Source organism: Streptomyces graminofaciens, assembly GCF_030294945.1.
In the GTDB taxonomy this organism is placed as follows: domain Bacteria; phylum Actinomycetota; class Actinomycetes; order Streptomycetales; family Streptomycetaceae; genus Streptomyces; species Streptomyces graminofaciens.
The window spans coordinates 905,271-923,041 of the sequence record NZ_AP018448.1; the positions used below are offsets into that span (position 1 = coordinate 905,271).

Here is a 17,771-nt window from a genome sequence, read left to right on the forward strand (position 1 = left end):
AGCCCGCGTGCGAGGAGTGCGGAGGCTCAGGCTCAGGCTCAGGCTCAGGCAGGGGCAGGGGTGTGGGCCCCATCAGCCGAGGCCCCGGGCCTACTCCTGGGAGCTGATGCTGCGACCGCCGTCCACGAGCAGGTTCTGCCCGGTGACGAAGGAGGCGTCCTCGGAGGCGAGGTAGGCCACGGCGGCGGCGATGTCCTCGGGGGCACCGAGCCGGCCGACCGGCGTGCGCGCGATGGTCTGCGCTTTGTACTCCGCGGGTGCGTCGGCCCACAGGGCGGTCACCACGGCTCCGGGCAGGACGGAGTTGAACCTGATCCGGCCTCCGTACTCGACGGCCAACTGGCGTACCAGGGCGTCGATCCCGCCCTTGGCCGCGGCGTAGGCGGGGAAGCCCTTGAAGCCGATGGCCGCGTGCACGGACGAGGTGATCACCACCGCGCCGGTGACCGTCCCGAGGAGGGGCACCCCGGCCCGGACGCCGTAGAACACCGAGTCGAGGCAGAGCCGCAGTTGGTCGTGCCAGGCGGCGTCGTCGAGTTCGTGCGCCGCTCCGGGTAGGTTGCGGCCCACGTTGAGGTGGAGCACATCGAGGCGCCCGGTCCAGGACTCGGCCTCGGCGACGGCCGCGGCCCACTGACTCGGGGAGGTCACGTCGAGGGGCCGGTCCCGGGCCCGCCCGCCGTCCGCGCGGATGCCCTCGGCCACGCGCCGGGCGGCATCGGCGTCCACGTCGGTGACGAGGACGGACGCCCCCTCGGCCGCCAGTCGGCGGGCGGTGGCCGCCCCGATGCCGGAGCCGGCCCCGGTGAGCAGGGCCGTCCGGCCGGTGAAACGTGCCGGTGCGGCGGCAACGGTCATGGCGTTCCTCCTGGTTCCGCGGGTCTGGCCGTGGAGCCGCGCAGCACCAGCCGCGGCTCGGTCGGTACGACGACGTCTCCCACCGGCCTGCCCTCGATGGTGGCGACCAAGGCGTCCACGGCAGCGGTCCCCAGCTCGTACAGGGGCATCGCGACGGTGGTCAGCGGGGGATGGAGGTGTGCGGCCACGGGCAGGTCGTCGTTGCCGACCACCGAGACGTCCTCCGGGATCCGGAGGCCGAGGTTTCTGATCGCGGCCATGGCGCCTATCGCCTGGGCGAGCGAGCTGGTGTAGAGCGCGGTGACCGGCGGGTGCGCACTGCCGGCGGCGGGACGCAGCAGCTCCCGCGCGGCGGAGCCGCCGCCGTCCTCGGTAAAGTCCCCGGACGCGATCGGAGCCGCGTCCAGTACCAGGGCCTCGGCGTGGCGCTGGAACGCCTGCTTGCGGACCTCGCTGGGGGTGATCCCTGCGGGACCCGCGATGTGGCCGACCCTGCGATGACCGAGCCCGTACAGGTGGTCGAGCGCGGTCACGCTGGAGCGGGCGACATCCATGGTGACGTTGCGGCCGGACCCCTCCACGGAGCGGTTGAGGAACACGTGGGGGACCGGACTGTGGTTCAGGGTGTCCAGCAGGGGGTGGCCGGGGCGGGCCGAGGCGATGAGCAGTCCGTCGACCCTGCCCTCCTGCACCAGGTCGTTGAAGGAGTCGTCGGCCTCCTGCCCGTCGAAGTCCTCCGCCAGCAGGGAGAGGTAGCCCAGCTCGCGGGCACGCTGATAGGCGCCGCGGGCGATGGTGACGTACGTGGGGTTGGCGAGGGCGGGGATCAGCAGGGCCAGCGCGTGGGTGCTGGCTCCGGCCAGGGCCCGGGCCCCGGAATGGGGCCGGTAGCCGAGCTCCTCGGCGGCCTCATGGACGCGTCGGCGTGTCTCCGGCCGCACGGACAGGTCCTGCCGGCCGTTGAGCACCTTGGACACGGTGGCCTTCGAGACTCCGGCCGCGTGCGCCACATCCACGAGCCTGGCACGGACGGGTTGTTCCGGCACGGGCCCCCCTCTTCGGTAGATGTCGCCTCCTGGCCCCCTGACGCGGGCCGAGAGTGACTTGGAAGTACCTCTTGACACTTTCTGGAAACGCAACTTAACGTTCGCGAAAGTTTCAGTCAACCGGTTTCCTCAGACGGAAATAAGCGCTAGAACTAACCAGAGCACCAGAAACCGGGCATAGCCGCACTGCTAGCTATCGGCCAAACCTGACACAGAGTCAGCTGGTCGAAGGGCACCCCGAGCCCACCGCCGACGCGACCACCGTCGCACCCGCGGTTCGCCGGACCGGAGCACGCACTCGTCCACGCAGACGGACGCGCTCGGTCCAGGGCAGCAACACGGGCTGCCGAGCGAGCCGGTGTTCCACCGGCCGCCGTGTTCCTCACGTCCGCTCGTCGCGGCATCCCCTCATGCCGCAAATGGACCCCGTCGTACGTCCCGTAGCCGCGTACGCCCCGCCACGAAAGGCCCATCAGCATGCCCATGTCGACGACGACCTCTCTCGACAGACGGCGCTTCCTCGCCGTCTCCGCCGGAACCGCGCTCGCCGCGACCGGTCTGTCCGCCTGCGCCGGCTCGGCCGGCACCGGCGCGAGCGGATCCGGTAGCGGTAAGACGACGCTCACCGTCATGACGGTCGAGAACGAGTGGGACAAGAAGACCCTCAAGGCCGCCGAAGAGGCGCTGGGGATGAACATCAACGTCATCATCTGGGACGCCACCAAGCTGAACGCCATGCTGGCGGCGAAGAACGCGCCGGACGTCGTCCGCGGCTTCGGCGCCACCGAGACCCCCTACTTCGCCGCCCGCGGCCTGATGACGGACCTGGACCCGTACTTCGCCAAGAGCTCGGTGCTGAAGCCCTCCGACCTCGACCCGGTCAACGACGTGTGGCGCTACGACGGCAAGAAGCAGGGCGCCGGACCGCGCTACGGCATGGCCAAGGACTACTCCCAGGACTCCATGTTCTGGTACCGCACCGACCTGTTCGAGGCCGCCAAGCTGGACACGCTCAGTGCGACCGAACCGATCTCCTGCGACGAGTGGCTGGACCTCGGCAAGAAGCTGGTCAAGCGCCGCCTGGGCAAGGTCAAGGTGTACGGCCTGAACGCCACCGGCATGGGTGTCTTCCCGCAGCTCATGGGCATGACCGCCTCCGCCGGCGGCAGCCTGTTCGCCGAGGATCTGGCCACGGTGGACTTCTCCTCCCCGGAGGCGCGCAAGGCACTGCAGTGGTACCTGGACTACGCGAAGGCCGACATAGGCCCCAGCGTCGTCAACCCCAACCCGGACGGCTGGGACGGCCCCACCTACCAGGCCAACCGGATGGCGATGAGCTGCAACGGCTACTGGTTCGGCGGGCTGATCGGCGCCGACCCCAAGCTCGCCGGCGTCTCCCGCTTCGCGCCCGCGCCGCAGCTCGGCGGCAACCGCGTCAGTTCCTGCTTCGGCGCCACCGGCTTCTGGATCCCGAGGGACGCCAAGAACAAGGACGCGGCCTGGAAGTTCTTCGAGTGGTACTTCGGCGGCAAGCCCGCGCAGGAGCGGGCCGCCAGCGGATGGGGCATCCCCTCGCTGACCTCTCTGCGCTCGAAGATGCCTCAGACCAACGCCTTCCAGAAGCAGGCGTTCAAGGTGCAGGAGCAGGAACTGCCGCACTTTTCGGTGCTCAGCTTCACCCCGTACGCCCAGCAGGCCGCGCTGGAGGGCGTGCTCAACAAGGTGCTTCCCGGTGCCGTGAAGTCCGGGACGTCCGCGGGCAAGGTCGCCGACCAGCTCAACTCCCGGATGAACGAGCAGCTCGCCCAGGGCAAGGAGCTCGTGGGGTGAGCACCGATCAGATCACCGTACCGGGCGCGCAGTCTCCCTCCGGGGAGACGGCCGCCCGGCCCGGGCCCCGCGCCGGCCGACACGCCGGTCGCAGAGCCCGCTCGCTGACCACCCGCCGGGCCCTCTCCTTCTACGTGTTCGCCGGACCCTGGGTGCTGGGCTTCCTCACCCTGACGGCCTTCCCGCTCGGCTACGCCCTGTGGCTGAGCCTGACCAACGCCGACGGACTGTCGAACAACTCCCGCTTCGTCGGCCTGGACAACTACCGGGAGGTTCTCAGCGACCCGGAGACGATGTCCTCCCTGGCCCGTACCGGCGTCTTCACCGCTGTCACCGTGCCGCTGACCATCGCGGCGGGGCTGTTGCTCGCCGTGCTGGTCAACCAGCCGATCCGGGCCCGCGGGCTGTTCCGCACCCTGCTGTACCTGCCCGCGGTCGTCCCGCCCGTGGGTGCCGCCCTCACCTTCAAGCTCATCTTCGACCGGGACTCGGGCGCCGCCAACGGCGTCCTGGACGCCCTGCGCCTCGACGGCGTCAGCTGGCTGATGGACCCCTACGCCCGCTGGGTCCTGATCACCCTGACCCTGTGGGGCGCCGGCAACGCCATGATCATCTCGCTGGCGGGGCTCCAGGAAATCCCCAAAGAGCTCCACGAGGCCGCCCGCATGGACGGGGCGAACACCTGGCAGTCCTTTACCAAGATCACCCTGCCGATGCTCTCCCCTGTGCTGTTCTTCCAGGTCATCACGGGCATCATCGCCGCCGTGCAGAGCTTCCTGCCGCTGCTGATCTCCCTCGACCCCACCCCCAGGGGCGTCACGGCCGTACCCGAGGGCAACTACCTGTTCATGATCCACGTGTTCGCCCAGTACTTCGCCAACGGTCGTTACGGATACGCCTCCGCGATGCTCTGGGTGCTGTTCCTGATCATCATCGCGGTCACCTTCCTCGTCTTCAGGCTCAGCAGGGGCGCGGTCTTCTACTCCGTCGCCCCGGAGTCGGACAAGCCGTCCCGGCCGCGCACGATCGGAGGCAAGTGATGGTGTTCCCCCGCAGAAGTGCCGTCTACATGCTGCTGGTCGGCGCCCTCGTCCTCTTCCTCGGCCCGTTCGGCTGGCTGCTGGACACCGCCCTGAAGGATCCCTCGGAGCTGCGCGCGCTGCCCATCCACTGGTGGCCGCACCACCCCAGTTTCAGCAACTTCCGGGACGCCCTGACCCAGATCGACTACCTCGGCTACGCCCGCAACTCCCTGACGATCGCCACCCTCTACGCCGTCCTGGTCACCCTGGCCTCGGCGTGGGCGGGGTACGGCTTCGCCCGTCTCAACGCGCCCGGCAAGCGGCTGATCTTCTCCGTCCTGCTGTCCACGATGATGCTGCCGCAGGTTCTCACCCTCATCCCGACCTATCTGCTGTTCGCCAAGATGCACCTCACCAACACCTATGTGCCGTGGGTGCTGTGGGGCCTGTGCGGAGCCCCGTACCTGATCTTCCTGTTCCGGCAGTTCTTCTCGAACATGCCCAAGGAGCTGGAGGAGGCAGCGATCGTGGACGGCTGCGGGCAGATCCGCATCTTCTGGCGGATCTTCCTGCCGCAGTCCTGGCCGGTCATCGCCACCAGCCTGATCCTGTCCTTCAGCTGGACCTGGGGCGACTACATCGCGCCCGCCCTGCTGCTGGACGACACCCACACCACGCTCGCGGTCAAGCTCGCCTACGGCTACCACAACGCGCACGGCGCACCGCTCGGGAACCTGGTCGCCGCGGGCGCGGTGATGTACGTCGTCCCGGTGCTGGCGTTGTTCCTCATCGTGCAGCGGGGCTTCGTCACCGGCGCCGCCACCTCCGGACTCAAGTGACCCACCCCCACCGACGCACCCGCTGAGCCACCCTCACCGCCGCAACCGGCCGGTCCGCCCTGCCGACGCACCTCCGATCCGCGTCACCGACGCACCCCGCCAGCAAAGGAACCGCATGACCGACACCCAGGGAATCCTCATCTCCCCCACGGCGGTGGGGTCATGACCGAGCGTCCCGCCCTCACTCCGCAGCTCGGCCGGACACGGGTCATGGCCATTCTGAGGTCGGCCGACGCCGCAGGACTGCCCGCCGTGGCCCGGGCGCTCGCGGCAGGCGGCGTCACCTGCCTGGAGATCACCCTGACCACCGCCGGGGCGCTCGACGCGCTGGCCGCCGTCCGGTCGGAACTCGGCCCCGCCGTAGCGGTCGGCGCGGGCACCGTGATCACCGGCGACCAGGCCAGGGACGCCCTGGCGGCGGGAGCGGAATTCCTGGTCGCCCCCGTCGTGGACACCGACGTCGTCCGCGACGCGGCGAACCGGGATGTCCCGTGCTACCCGGGGGCCTGGACACCGACCGAGGTGTCCCAGGCGTGGCGGGCCGGGGCCGCCGCCGTCAAGCTGTTCCCCGCGAGCACGGGCGGCCCCGCCCACCTGCGCCAACTGCGAGCGCCCCTGCCCGACATCCCCCTCGTCGCCGTCGGCGGCGTCGGCATCGACGAGGCGCGGGACTACCTGGGCGCGGGCGCCTGTGCGGTCGGAATCGGCTCCCCGCTGCTGCGCGGGGCGGACCGGGACCCCACTGCGCAGGCACTGGACGCCCTCACCACGAGGGCACGCACCCTGCTGGACGCGGTACGAGCCGGGGAGGCGAGACCGTGAACACATCCTCACCTCCGTCCGGCGAGCCCTACCTCGTCACCCTCGGCGACGTGCTCGCCGTCATGGGGGCCCGCGATCCCGGCCCGTTCGCGCTCGGCACGACACTGCGCCTGGGGATCGCCGGCGCCGAGTCCAACGTCGCCGTCGGGGTCAGCCGGCTCGGCGGATCCGCGACCTGGATCGGCCGGGTGGGCGACGACGAACTGGGCGACCTCGTGCTGCGGGAACTACGGGCCGAAGGGGTCACCACCGTCGCCACGCGTGATCCCGCCACCACCTCCCTGCTGCTGAAGGAACGCCGCACCTCCACCCACAGCCGCACGCGCTACTACCGCACCCACACGGCCGGCGCCCGGCTCACCGCCGACGACATCCCCGAACGGGTCGTCGCCGGGGCGGCGGTCCTCCACATCACGGGCATCACCCCCGCGCTCGGGGAAGGCCCCGCCCAGGCCGTGACCCGGGCCGTGGACATCGCCGCCGACGCGGGCGTGACCATCTCCCTCGACGTCAACTTCCGCTCGCTGCTGTGGAGCGAGGCCGAGGCCCGGCACGCCCTGCTGCCCCTGCTGCGCAGGAGCGACCTGGTCTTCGCCGGCCCGCACGAGGCCGCTCTCGTGGTGCCCGGTGCCGACGGACCGGAGGAACTCGCCCAGGGCATCTGTGACCTCGGACCCGGCGGGGCCGTGATCAAGCTCGGCGCCGAGGGGGCGTACGCCCTCCTCGACGGACGGCCACACCGGCAGCCCGCCGTACCCGTCCACGTCCACGACTCGGTGGGCGCGGGAGACGCGTTCGCCGCCGGATACCTCGCCGAACTGCTCGCGGGAGAGCCCCCGGAGCGGCGGTTGCGGACGGCGGCCCTGCTCGGCGCCTTCGCGGTGAGCACCGCCGGCGACTGGGAGGGCCTGCCCCGGCGCTCCGAACTCGGACTGCTCGACCACCACGACGACATCGTCCGCTGACACCTCCTTCCGCCCCGGCACAGCTACTTCCAGGACCACCCATGCTCACAAGCCCCTCCACCGACGCGATCGCCCTCCTCACCGGCTCCTACACACCGGACTCCGGCGGGGACGGCCCCGGCGTCGCCGCGCTGCTCCTCGATCCCGCCACCGGCCGCACGACGTACGACGACCGGGTGAAGCCGCTGCCCGTCAGCGGGGCCTCCTTCCTGGCCGCTCACCCCTCGCTCGACGTCGTCTACAGCACGAACGAGACCGAGGCGGGGACCGTCAGTGCCGTCGCCCGCGACGGCGACGGCACCCTGTCACCGCTGGGAGACCCGGTGAGCTGCGGCGGGGCGAACCCGTGCCACCTCACCGTCCACCCGGACGGAGCGTGGCTGCTGACCGCGAACTACGGCAGCGACACCGCCCCGGGCACCGTCGCGGTGCACCGGCTCGGACCCGACGGACGCCTGCTGGAACCGACCGACCTCGTCATCCACCAGGGCTCGGGCCCGGTCACCGGACGTCAGGAGGGCAGCCACGCCCACCAGGTACTCGTCGACCCGGCGGGCCGTTTCGTGCTGGCCACCGACCTGGGGGCGGACGCGGTGTTCACGTACCGGCTCGACACCCTCACCGGCACCCTGGAGCGGGTCGCGGTGAATGCGGTGCGCGCGGGATCCGGCCCCCGCCACCTCGCCTTCGCCCCCGGTGGTGACCTGGTGTTCAGCGCCGACGAACTGTCCTCGACCGTCACCTGCCACCGCTACGACGCCACCGACGGCACCCTGACAGAACTCTCCCGCGCTCCCGCCACGGCAGCCGAGGACGTCGTCAACCAGCCCGGCGGAATCGTCGCCTCAGCCTGCGGACGCTTCGTGTGGGTGACCAACCGGGGTGCCGACACGGTCGCCGCGTTCCGCCTCACCGGCACCACCCTGGAACCGCTCGGCGAGGTCCCCGCCGGCGGCACATGGCCCCGCGGCCTGACCCTGGCGGCCGGTCATCTGCTCGTCGCCAACCAGCACAGCGGCACGCTCGCCGCCCTGCGGGTCCTCACCGACGGCACTCTCACCCAGTCCCACCCGCCGGTCCCCGCCCCCTCGGTGGTCTGCGCACTGGCGCTCTGACCTCCCTGTCCCTCCGCCCCCTCCAGCCCTCCTTCCTTGTCACATCCGAAAGGCAGTCATGTCCGAGCCCGGCACCACCCCCGCCGCACGCTTCACCCTCGACTCGGCGTTCGACGTCGGCAGTGTCAACCCGCGTCTGTACGGATCCTTCGTCGAGCACATGGGCCGCTGCGTCTACACCGGCATCTACGAGCCCGGCCACCCCGCCGCCGACGCGGACGGCCTGCGCCAGGACGTCCTGGCGCTGGTCCGGGAACTCGGCGTCACCACCGTCCGCTACCCCGGCGGCAACTTCGTCTCGGGCTACCGCTGGGAGGACAGCGTGGGCCCGCGCGAGGAGCGCCCGGCCCGGCTGGACCTGGCGTGGAAGTCCACCGAGACCAACGAGTTCGGCCTCGGCGAATTCATGGGCTTCTGCGGCAAGACCGGCATGGAGCCCATGATGGCCGTCAACCTCGGCACACGAGGCGTCGAGGACGCGGTACGGCTGCTGGAGTACGCGAACCACCCCGGCGGCACCGAACTGTCCGACCGCCGCGTCGCCGACGGCGCCAAGGAGCCGTACGGCATCCGGATGTGGTGCCTGGGCAACGAGATGGACGGCCCCTGGCAGACCGGGCACAAGACCCCCGAGGAGTACGGCCGCCTCGCCGCCGAGACCGCCCGCGCCATGCGACAGGTCGACCCCGATCTGGAGCTGGTCGCCTGCGGCAGCTCCAGTTCCTCCATGCCGACCTTCGCCTCCTGGGAGTCGACCGTCCTCCAGGCCACGTACGACCTCGTGGACTACGTCTCCCTGCACGCCTACTACGAGGAGATCGACGGTGACCGCGACTCCTTCCTGGCGTCCGCCGTGGACATGGAGCACTTCATCGAGTCGGTCGTCGCCACCTGCGACCACGTCCGCGCCCGTCTCAAGGCGGACAAGCGCATCAACCTCTCCTTCGACGAGTGGAACGTCTGGTACCAGAAGCGGCCCAACCCGCACCAGGTCGAGGACTGGCAGCAGGCGCCGCGCCTGCTGGAGGACGTCTACACCGTCACCGACTCCGTGGTCTTCGGCTCGCTGCTCATCGCCCTGCTGCGGCACGCCGACCGGGTCACCGCGGCCTCCCTCGCGCAGCTCGTCAACGTCATCGCGCCGATCATGACCGAGCCGGGCGGCTCCGCGTGGCGGCAGACCACGTTCTACCCCTTCGCCCAGGCGTCGGCGTACGGACGCGGCCGGGTGCTGCGCGTCGAGGTGGACAGCCCGACCTACCCGACCGCCCGCTTCGGTGACGTACCGCTGCTGCACGCCACCGCGGTGACCGACGACGAGACGGGCGCCGTCACCGTCTTCGCGGTCAACCGCGGCCAGTCGGAGGCGCTGCCCCTGTCGATCGACCTGCGCGGCGTCGACGCCCACACCCTCGTGGAGCACCTGGTCCTGGCGGACACCGACCCGGAGGCCAGCAACACCGCGGACAGCCCCGACCGTGTCACCCCGCGCATCGCCACCGGCACCACCGTCACCGACGGCGTCCTGCACGCCGAACTCGAACCGCTGTCCTGGAACATGATCCGCCTGACACCCCGTCAGGACTGAGGGGAGAACCGATGACAGCCATTGCCCGCCCCCTGTTCCGCGACCCCGTTCACGACGGCGCGGCCGACCCCACTCTTGTGTTCAACCGGCACGCCGGCGAGTGGTGGATGTTCTACACGAGCCGGCGCGCCGACGCGCCGCCGATGAACGACGTGAGCTGGGTCCACGGGACCGACATCGGGATCGCGTCCTCCGCGGACGGCGGCGCCACCTGGCTGTACCAGGGAATCGCCGAAGGGCTGGACATCGAGCCCGGGCGGCACACCTACTGGGCGCCCGAGATCGTCGACGACGGTACCGAGTACCACATGTACGTCAGTGTGATCCGCGGTGTTCCGACCCGGTGGGCGGGCCACGCGCGCGTGATCCGTCACTACACGAGCCACGACCTCTTCTCGTGGACCTACCGTTCCACCTTGTCGCTCTCGTCCGAGAGGGTGATCGACGCCTGCGTCCTGCGGCTCCCCACCGGCGGCTACCGCATGTGGTACAAGGACGAGGCCGACCACGCCCACACTTACGCTGCGGACAGCGACGACCTGGCGCGGTGGACCGTCCGGGGGCCGGCCGTCGAGTGCTCGGAGCACGAAGGCCCGAACGTCTTCGAGCTCGACGGCAGTTACTGGATGCTCGTCGACGAATGGCGGGGACAGCGGGTTCTTCACTCGCGTGACCTGCAGACATGGGAACCGCGAGGACTCATCCTCGACCTGCCCGGGCAGGGCCCGGACGACGGGGGGTACGGCTACCACGCCGATGTCGTCACCAGTGAACTCGGCGCGTACGTCTTCTACTTCACGCATCCGGGGCGGTCCGATGACGCCGCCGTGCACCACGGCGGCGACAACGACCGTCGGAGCTCGGTCCAGGTGGCCCGCCTGCGGGTGAGCGGAGACACCCTCGTGTGCGACCGCGACGAAGTCCTTGAGGCCCCCGTCCTTCCTCTCGAAGGGCCGGTCCGGTGACAGGCATCCGGCAGGCGGGAATGAGGGCTGGGACCCGTCGCGCGGCGGTGATCCCGTTCGTCGCCGCGCTCCTCCTGGTTCCCGCGCTCCTGCTCGTCACCTCATGCCAGGCCGAAGAACAACCGGCCGGCTCCGGGGTGGCCCTGCTCGACGGGAACCGGATCGCCGTCTCCGGCCCGACCCTCATCGCCGCACTGCCCGTGGACGCCCAGGGAGACGTCGACGCCGCGCACGCACGGAGCCAGATCCCGTCGCTCAAGAGCGTGGCGCTGCAGTACCCCGACGTCCGGGTCCTCATCACCGACTCCGACGGCCACACGACCGACGGCGCACTCAAGAACTTCGCGGCGAACTGGTCCATCCCGCCTGACCTCGTGGTCGCCGCGGACTCGCCCTCCGCCGGCACCCGGCTGTCCAAGGACGGACAGCTCCACACACTCCTGATCGGCGCCGACGGACACGTGGCCGCCGATTGGGCGAACCAGCCCGCTCCGACGCAGGCGATCGTCGCCGCGCTCCGCAAGAGCACGGCGAGCCCAACCACCCATCCCGACAATGTTGTGCGGGGAGAAGCACCATGAGACATGTCACCGACATAAGACGGTTCGTCGCAGGCCTCGTCACCATGCTGGTCGCCTGCGCCGCGGTAGTGCTCACGCCGGCGGTGCAAGCCCAGGCGGCGGGCACCTCCTACTACGTGGACTGCTCGGCCGCGGCGAACGGGACCGGCACCTCCGGCTCGCCGTGGAACTCGCTGGCCGGCCCGAACGCGAAGACCTTCGCGCCGGGGGACCAACTGCTGCTGAAGAGAGGGACGACCTGCACCGGCACCCTGCACCCGCTGGGCTCGGGCAGCGCGGCAGGCGGGTCGATCTCCATCGACGCCTACGGCACGGGCGCCCTGCCGGTCATCGCCGGAGGCGGCGGCACGGACGCGATCTACCTGCACAACCAGGAGTACTGGGAGATCTCCAACCTGGAGATCACGAACACCGGCGCGGTGAAGGGCGCGAACGCGCGGCGCGGTGTCTATGTGGTGCTCGAGAACTACGGCACCGGCAACCACTACAAGGTCAGCAACCTCAACATCCATGACGTGAACGGAAACAACTCGAAGGAAGTCGACGGCAGCGCCGGCATCCTCTTCGCCGTTCTCGGGACCACGACGCCCAGCGCCTTCAACGATGTCGTCATCGACGGCAACACCGTCGCCGACATCGCCCGCAGCGGCATCAACATGTCGAGCACATGGCTGTGCCGGCCGTCCATCGGCTGCAACAACCCCGCCTGGACCCCGTGGACCGGCGTCGTCGTCAGGAACAACACCGTCCACGACACCGACGGCGACGGCATCGTGGTGCAGATGTCGAAGGACGCCCTCATCGAGCACAACGTCGTCTACAACGCGGCGAAGGCCGCCAACGCGGCGAACGCGGGCATCTGGGCCTGGGACTCCGACGGGACCGTGATCCAGTACAACGAGGCGTACGGGACCAAGAAGAACACCGGGAACCCCGACGGCCAGGGCTTCGATGTCGACTACGGGCAGGACGGCACGATCGTCCAGTACAACTACAGCCACGACAACGAGGGCGGGTTCATCCTCTTCTGCGGCTGCGGCGGAGGGTCACGTCTCAGCAGCAACGCCGTGGTCCGCTACAACGTCAGCGAGGACGACCGTCTCCGGGTCGTCAACATGCTCGGCTCGCAGGACTCGCAGTTCTACAACAACACCATCTACATCCCCTCGGGTTCGACCGCGAACGTCTTCGAGGTCTCGGGCGCCTGGAACGACCTCACCCTCGCCAACAACCTCATCTACAACCTGGGCAGCGGTGGCTACGTCTACACCACCGGTCAACCGGCCTCGAACTTCGCCTGGCGGAACAACCTCTTCTACGGCAACCACCCGGCCAGTGAGCCGACCGGCAACGGCAACATCACCGCCGATCCCCTGCTGGCCTCGCCCGGCAGCGGCGGCACGGGCATCGGCAGCGTCGCGGGCTACCAGCTCACCGCCTCGTCCCCGGCCATCGGCGCGGGAGTCGTCATCCCCGGCAACGGCGGCAAGGACTACTGGGGATCGACCGTTCCCGCGGTCTGCGCACCCGACATCGGCGCCGACCAGTTCAGCACGCCGTCCGACGCGACCTGCCTCGCGAACCAGAACCTCGGCTTCGAGAAGGGATCCCTCACGGCGTGGAGCGCGTGGAACTCCGCCTCGGTGGTGAACTCGGGCGCCCACAGCGGCACCTACACGGCCCGCATCGGGCCCTCGCCGGCCTCCGTCGAGCAGTACGTCCCCGTCGCGCCCCGCACGACGTACCGGGTCTCGGGCTGGGTGAAGTCCGCCGTCGCCGGTGAGGTCATGAACGTCGGTGTCAAGAACACCGGCGGCCTCGAAACGACGGCGAGCGCCTCGGGCACCGGGTGGACCTTCGTCTCCGCCGACTTCACCACCGGGGCGGCCAACAGCACCGTGCGCCTGTACTGCTACAAGAGCTCCGGCAGCGGGAACGGTTACTGCGACGATCTCGCCGTCACCCCCGTCAAGAACCACGTGATCAACGGCAACTTCGAGTCCGGCCACACCGTGCCCTGGCGCAACGGTGACTTCTCGCTCACGGGTACGTCGTCCAACGGCAACGCCGCCGCACTGACGAACTCCTCCCTGAGCGGTGGCGCCCTGTGGCAACTCGTCTACACCCTCAAGTCGAACACCACCTACCGGCTGAGCGGCGCGATCGCGAGTCAGACCGCCGGCACCACGACGGCACTGGAGGCCAAGCTCTACAACGGTTCCGCCGTCACAAGTGCCTCGACCACGTCGAGCACCTACTCCAAGCAGTCGACGACCTTCACGACGGGGGCAGGTGTGACGACCGCCCGCATCTACTGTCACCTCGTCTCCGGAACGGGCGACGGCTACTGCGACGAGGTCACCCTGACCGAGCAGTGATCGACTCCGCCGACGGCAGGTGACGCCGTCCAGGGCCAACTGGTGAGCGTGGGCGTGCCCGACTGAACACGGACCGAGTCCGTGCCGGGGGCCCACGCTCTCCGCCTGCTCCCCCACGCCAGTCCTCGCACGCGACTGACTCCAGGGAGAGCTGTACTGATCCCCGGCGTGGAATCCTCAAGACGGCGGCGGTATCGGCGGGGGCCGCCTCGGCTGGGCCTCGTCGGTTCGACAGAGGCCCACGCGGCCGACGCCGCCATGACCGCCACCTCACCGGACGGCAGCAAAAGGATCACTCGAAGGGGCGGTCTTCGCCGCCGCACTGGCGCGGAGCGCGGAAGACACGCGCCTGCTTCGAGAGGGCGGCCAACGGGATGGAGAGGGGAGCGCCAGCCCTTCGGGCCATGGCGAACGCTCACACGCGGGTGGTCTCGACACGCCCCGAAACGCTTCTGATGCAAATGCAGATGCAGGGATGTGCCGCCGTGGCGGCCGCCGAGACACAGGCCGACGACCTGATCGGCGAGGTCGTCCGGGCGGGCCGGACGAGGATCCGGGAAACACGGGAAGGACGAGGCGTCAGCGCACGCCTGCCGTGTCGAGCAGGGTGACCACCGTGGGGGCGATGAGTCCCGTGATGGTGTCGGCTCCGTTCCCCGCGCGGGCGCCGGCGCCGTCGAAGACCAGGATGAGCTGCCGGGCCAGCGGGCCGGGATCGCTCGCGCCGCCGCGCTCGGCCTCGGCACGGAAAACAAAGGGAAACCGGCCGGTTTCCCGTCATCGTAAACCGATCCGTTTCCAAATCCAAGTCGAGAGACTGTCCATACCCCAAGACACCGGGCCGCCCGCCAGTGACGCAAGCCGCACCCCCAGCGAGATCCGCCTCCACGCGCCGTGACGCAGACACACCGCCACAATCTCTCGCCAGATGCCTGCCCGGCGTCGTCTCCTGGGGCCGGGAAGCCGCACAGATCAGTCCGGGCTCGGGGCGCTCATCCCTCGCACACCACCCCACCGTTGCGGCAAGGCCGCACGGGCATGCTCGCGCAACCACCCCGGCCGACGACGACGGTTGCCGTCGGCCGGGAGGTGCACGGCCTGTTCGCCGACCGGAGCCGGAGGAGACTTCCGCACGGGGTCGCTTCTTCGCCGTGAGGCCGGACGCCCCTACTCGGGTTCGCAGACACTCCGGTGCGTCTGGAGGATCTCTGCCATCAAGTGGCTCTGCTCTTCGGTGAGCCGGCCGACGTTCCGTTGGGAACGCGCCTCGCAGAGCCACGGTCCGATCATGACGCGTTCTCCGTCGGCCTCACCCCATTCCCGGGCACCGGGCGGGCGGTTGCAGTGCTCGACGAAGACCCGGAGGATCTGCGCGGTCTGCTCCAAGGAACGGCAGGGCCGCTTCGCCACAGGAGGACTCATCTGCCTCGCAAAGGGCAGTGCGGTGGCGGTCGGGGCCAGCCGCAGACGGGGCATCTCGTGCGGTACTGCCCGCCGTGCGGCGATGACCTGGGTGCCGGGGAGGCGGTGTGACTGATGTCGCCGGACAACTGGCAGGTCTGTCCGCGGCACGGTTCCTGGTCGGACGACTCCCACGGTCGTGGTCCGGACTTCGTGCGGCTGGCCGAACTCCCGAGACAATGACGGCGCACCGCGCGCGGCAGGAGCCGGCCGTACGGTCGGGGCGAGCCGGTGAGGAACTCTTCGCCGATGCCCTCCAGGTGGCGGTGTACTGGAGGACGCGGATGCCGGACACGGTGTGCTGGGTGCGGCGGGCCTTGACGGCCGGGCTGGACGCGCGGGAGATGCGGGCGGCCCGCCGGTGATCTATCCGGAAAATCGCGGAGCTCGCGCGGGCCATGCCGGGCTTCGAACGGGCGGGCAGCGGGATACGGCGGACCGGACCCGATGGCTCGCGGGCATGGAGCGGTTGATGGCCGGGTGGGGGGTGGACGTGACTGAAGGGGGCGTCAGGCGCTGCTGGTATGGCCGAGGCGCCACCGTATGGGAGTGCCCGGTGCGTCCCGTCCCGCCGACGGGTGTCGCCTGATGCCGGCGTCGGGGCACGAACGGATCGCGCCCCGGACCGGATCTGCGGACCAACACTCCTGCTTGACTTGGCAGTTGGGCATCACGGCTGCCGAAATGCAGGCCGCACACGGGCGAGGGGCTCCGAACCGTATGGTTCAGAGCCCCTCACTCTCCAGTAGCGGGGACAGGATTTGAACCTGCGACCTCTGGGTTATGAGCCCAGCGAGCTACCGAGCTGCTCCACCCCGCGTCGGTTCGCACCACGCTACGCCATGACGGCAGGCGCTGAAGACCACTTCTCTGCCGGGCACCGGGCACCGGGCACCGGGCACCGGGCACCGGGCACCGGGCACCGGGCACCGGGCACCGGGCACCGCCACGATGCCTACGTCATCGTCAACGCCATCTACCCCGCCGAGCCCATCGAAGCCCGCCGCGCCTTCATCACCCGCCGCCGGACCCTGCGCCCAGCCTAGGAGTACCGCCCTCCACCGACACCGGGTGGGAGGACTCTCTCGGCTACTTCGAAGCGGGATCGGACGGTGTGGGTTTCGCTGGATGTTTGGGCAGGTGCACATGAGCGGTCCTCAGAGTTGGGGGACCGGAGCATGGCCCATTTGTGGAGAGCGGTGATCGCATGCTGGTCGAGTCGTTTGTGCCCGACGTTGAAAATGCCGACGAAGGCGGCGTTCACGATGCCCATGATCTCTGACGCCGACGCCCCACCGTTAGGTGTTCGGGTGGGGCGGTCGTCGGCACGGTGTCGTTTTCTTCGGCCAGGTGCCGGTGGTTCAGAACGTGAATTCAGTACCCAAGATCAGGCCGTCATCCGCCGGATGTCTCCGGTGATGTCCTCCAACGGCGCCGTGTTGCCGATGGAGGCGAACCAGTCCCACAGCTCCAGAGCGTGGTAGAGGCGGTAGAGGCCGACCCGCTCGCTCCAGTCGGCGGGCAGCGTGCCATAGCCGTCGCAGAGCGCTTCGCGCTTGTCCTTGTCGTCGTGGACGGAGTAGTAGTCGGTCTTGGCCACGTCCATCAGTGGATCCGCAGCAATCGCGTTCTCCACGTCGATGAAGCCGCTGACCTGCCATCCGCCGCCTTCCTCGGCGACCAGGACGTTGCCCTCGTGCAAGTCGTTGTGGCACAACACGGCATGCCGGCACGCGCCGAGCAGGTCAGCCTGCCGAGCGGCCTTCGCTTCGATGGCCGTCGCGAGCTCCGCATCGCCCCCGTGATCGGCGTACTCCCTGAGCTTCTTGTGGAACTGCCGTGTCATATAGGCGGTGTTCGTCGGCTCGGGATCCAGAACCCGCGTGGTGAGGTATCCGTAGGCGTCCTGCGGGATCTGGTGGACTGCAGCCATGCAGCCCCCGATCTGGCGGTAGATCTCCCGCAGCGATGCCCTGTCGAGGGCGTGGCTGACGGCGGACAACGGCTGGCCCCTGAGCATCGTCATCACCGTGTAGCAGCGCCCGAGCGCGTTGTCGGCGTCCCCATGGTGCAGCACATCAGGCACCGGCCCGACACCGTGTTGCTGAAGCAGCTGGTAGACGTAGATCTCCTTCTCCTGTTTCCAGCGCCATTGATCGTCATAGATCTTGATTACGACCGGCTCGGCCGCCCCGACGAACCGGATCTCGAAGATCGTGCTCAGCTCCCCGCCAGTACGCAGGATGATCTCCCTGACGGACGCAGCGGGAAGGACGGGATGCAGGAGTTCCTCGGCCATCG

The 17,771-nt window shown here is 69.7% G+C and carries 16 protein-coding genes, 1 tRNA gene and 1 pseudogene; 12 read left to right on the forward strand and 6 right to left on the reverse strand.

Annotation, left to right across the window (positions count from 1 at the left end; translation table 11 throughout):
* Positions 1 to 90: 90 nt before the first annotated feature.
* Positions 91 to 858, reverse strand: coding sequence for an SDR family NAD(P)-dependent oxidoreductase (locus SGFS_RS03875; protein WP_286247622.1), 768 nt, complete (start codon positions 856 to 858; stop codon positions 91 to 93).
* Positions 855 to 1,904, reverse strand: a complete 1,050-nt coding sequence (locus tag SGFS_RS03880) for a LacI family DNA-binding transcriptional regulator (protein ID WP_286247624.1) — start codon at positions 1,902 to 1,904, stop codon at positions 855 to 857. The genes SGFS_RS03875 and SGFS_RS03880 overlap by 4 nt, the downstream gene beginning before the upstream one ends.
* Positions 1,905 to 2,387: 483 nt before the next feature.
* On the opposite strand from SGFS_RS03880, the gene SGFS_RS03885 reads away from it, so the two are divergent.
* The 10 genes from SGFS_RS03885 to SGFS_RS03930 all read left to right on the forward strand — a co-directional run bounded on the left by SGFS_RS03885 (position 2,388) and on the right by SGFS_RS03930 (position 14,009).
* A complete protein-coding gene (locus SGFS_RS03885; protein WP_350283969.1) occupies positions 2,388 to 3,734 on the forward strand; it encodes an extracellular solute-binding protein in 1,347 nt (448 codons plus the stop codon).
* Positions 3,731 to 4,774, forward strand: coding sequence for a carbohydrate ABC transporter permease (locus SGFS_RS03890; RefSeq protein ID WP_286247627.1), 1,044 nt, complete (start codon positions 3,731 to 3,733; stop codon positions 4,772 to 4,774). Before SGFS_RS03885 ends, SGFS_RS03890 begins: the two co-directional genes overlap by 4 nt.
* On the forward strand, positions 4,774 to 5,595 hold the full coding sequence (locus tag SGFS_RS03895; protein WP_286247629.1) for a carbohydrate ABC transporter permease: 822 nt from the start codon (positions 4,774 to 4,776) through the stop codon (positions 5,593 to 5,595). Before SGFS_RS03890 ends, SGFS_RS03895 begins: the two co-directional genes overlap by 1 nt.
* Before the next feature lie 162 nt (positions 5,596 to 5,757).
* Entirely contained in the window at positions 5,758 to 6,417 is a 660-nt protein-coding gene (locus SGFS_RS03900) for a bifunctional 4-hydroxy-2-oxoglutarate aldolase/2-dehydro-3-deoxy-phosphogluconate aldolase (RefSeq protein WP_286247631.1), read from the forward strand.
* Entirely contained in the window at positions 6,414 to 7,382 is a 969-nt protein-coding gene (locus SGFS_RS03905; protein ID WP_350283970.1) for a sugar kinase, read from the forward strand. The genes SGFS_RS03900 and SGFS_RS03905 overlap by 4 nt, the downstream gene beginning before the upstream one ends.
* Positions 7,383 to 7,423: 41 nt before the next feature.
* Entirely contained in the window at positions 7,424 to 8,497 is a 1,074-nt protein-coding gene (locus tag SGFS_RS03910) for a lactonase family protein (RefSeq protein ID WP_286247632.1), read from the forward strand.
* Between the two features lie 58 nt (positions 8,498 to 8,555).
* On the forward strand, positions 8,556 to 10,085 hold the full coding sequence (arfA, locus tag SGFS_RS03915) for an arabinosylfuranosidase ArfA (RefSeq protein ID WP_286247635.1): 1,530 nt from the start codon (positions 8,556 to 8,558) through the stop codon (positions 10,083 to 10,085).
* A gap of 11 nt (positions 10,086 to 10,096) precedes the next feature.
* Positions 10,097 to 11,050: a glycoside hydrolase family protein gene (locus tag SGFS_RS03920; RefSeq protein ID WP_286247637.1), complete on the forward strand. Its 954-nt coding sequence runs from the start codon at positions 10,097 to 10,099 to the stop codon at positions 11,048 to 11,050.
* A 20-nt stretch (positions 11,051 to 11,070) separates the two neighbouring features.
* Entirely contained in the window at positions 11,071 to 11,631 is a 561-nt protein-coding gene (locus SGFS_RS03925; protein WP_286247638.1) for a hypothetical protein, read from the forward strand.
* Positions 11,628 to 14,009 carry a carbohydrate binding domain-containing protein gene (locus SGFS_RS03930; protein WP_286247639.1) on the forward strand — a complete coding sequence of 794 codons (2,382 nt, stop codon included), beginning with the start codon at positions 11,628 to 11,630 and terminating at the stop codon, positions 14,007 to 14,009. The genes SGFS_RS03925 and SGFS_RS03930 overlap by 4 nt, the downstream gene beginning before the upstream one ends.
* A 579-nt stretch (positions 14,010 to 14,588) precedes the next feature.
* On the opposite strand, the pseudogene SGFS_RS03935 reads toward SGFS_RS03930, so the two are convergent.
* A pseudogene (locus SGFS_RS03935) lies at positions 14,589 to 14,759 on the reverse strand (TetR/AcrR family transcriptional regulator); the annotation flags it as partial.
* A gap of 417 nt (positions 14,760 to 15,176) precedes the next feature.
* Positions 15,177 to 15,419 (reverse strand): hypothetical protein, encoded by a 243-nt coding sequence (locus SGFS_RS03940; RefSeq protein ID WP_286247641.1) that lies wholly within the window; start codon positions 15,417 to 15,419, stop codon positions 15,177 to 15,179.
* 230 nt (positions 15,420 to 15,649) lie between these two features.
* On the opposite strand from SGFS_RS03940, the gene SGFS_RS03945 reads away from it, so the two are divergent.
* The gene (locus tag SGFS_RS03945; RefSeq protein ID WP_286247642.1) at positions 15,650 to 15,835 is read left to right on the forward strand and encodes a hypothetical protein; all 186 of its coding nucleotides are present in this window, start codon (positions 15,650 to 15,652) and stop codon (positions 15,833 to 15,835) included.
* Positions 15,836 to 16,216: 381 nt separating this feature from the next.
* On the opposite strand, the gene SGFS_RS03950 is transcribed toward SGFS_RS03945, so the two are convergent.
* A tRNA-Met gene (locus SGFS_RS03950) sits at positions 16,217 to 16,290 on the reverse strand.
* 22 nt (positions 16,291 to 16,312) lie between these two features.
* Here SGFS_RS03950 and SGFS_RS03955 point away from each other — a divergent pair.
* Positions 16,313 to 16,516 (forward strand): hypothetical protein, encoded by a 204-nt coding sequence (locus SGFS_RS03955; protein WP_286247643.1) that lies wholly within the window; start codon positions 16,313 to 16,315, stop codon positions 16,514 to 16,516.
* Positions 16,517 to 16,857: 341 nt separating this feature from the next.
* On the opposite strand, the gene SGFS_RS03960 is transcribed toward SGFS_RS03955, so the two are convergent.
* On the reverse strand, positions 16,858 to 17,769 hold the full coding sequence (locus SGFS_RS03960; RefSeq protein ID WP_350284074.1) for a phosphotransferase family protein: 912 nt from the start codon (positions 17,767 to 17,769) through the stop codon (positions 16,858 to 16,860).
* Positions 17,770 to 17,771 lie beyond the last annotated feature (2 nt).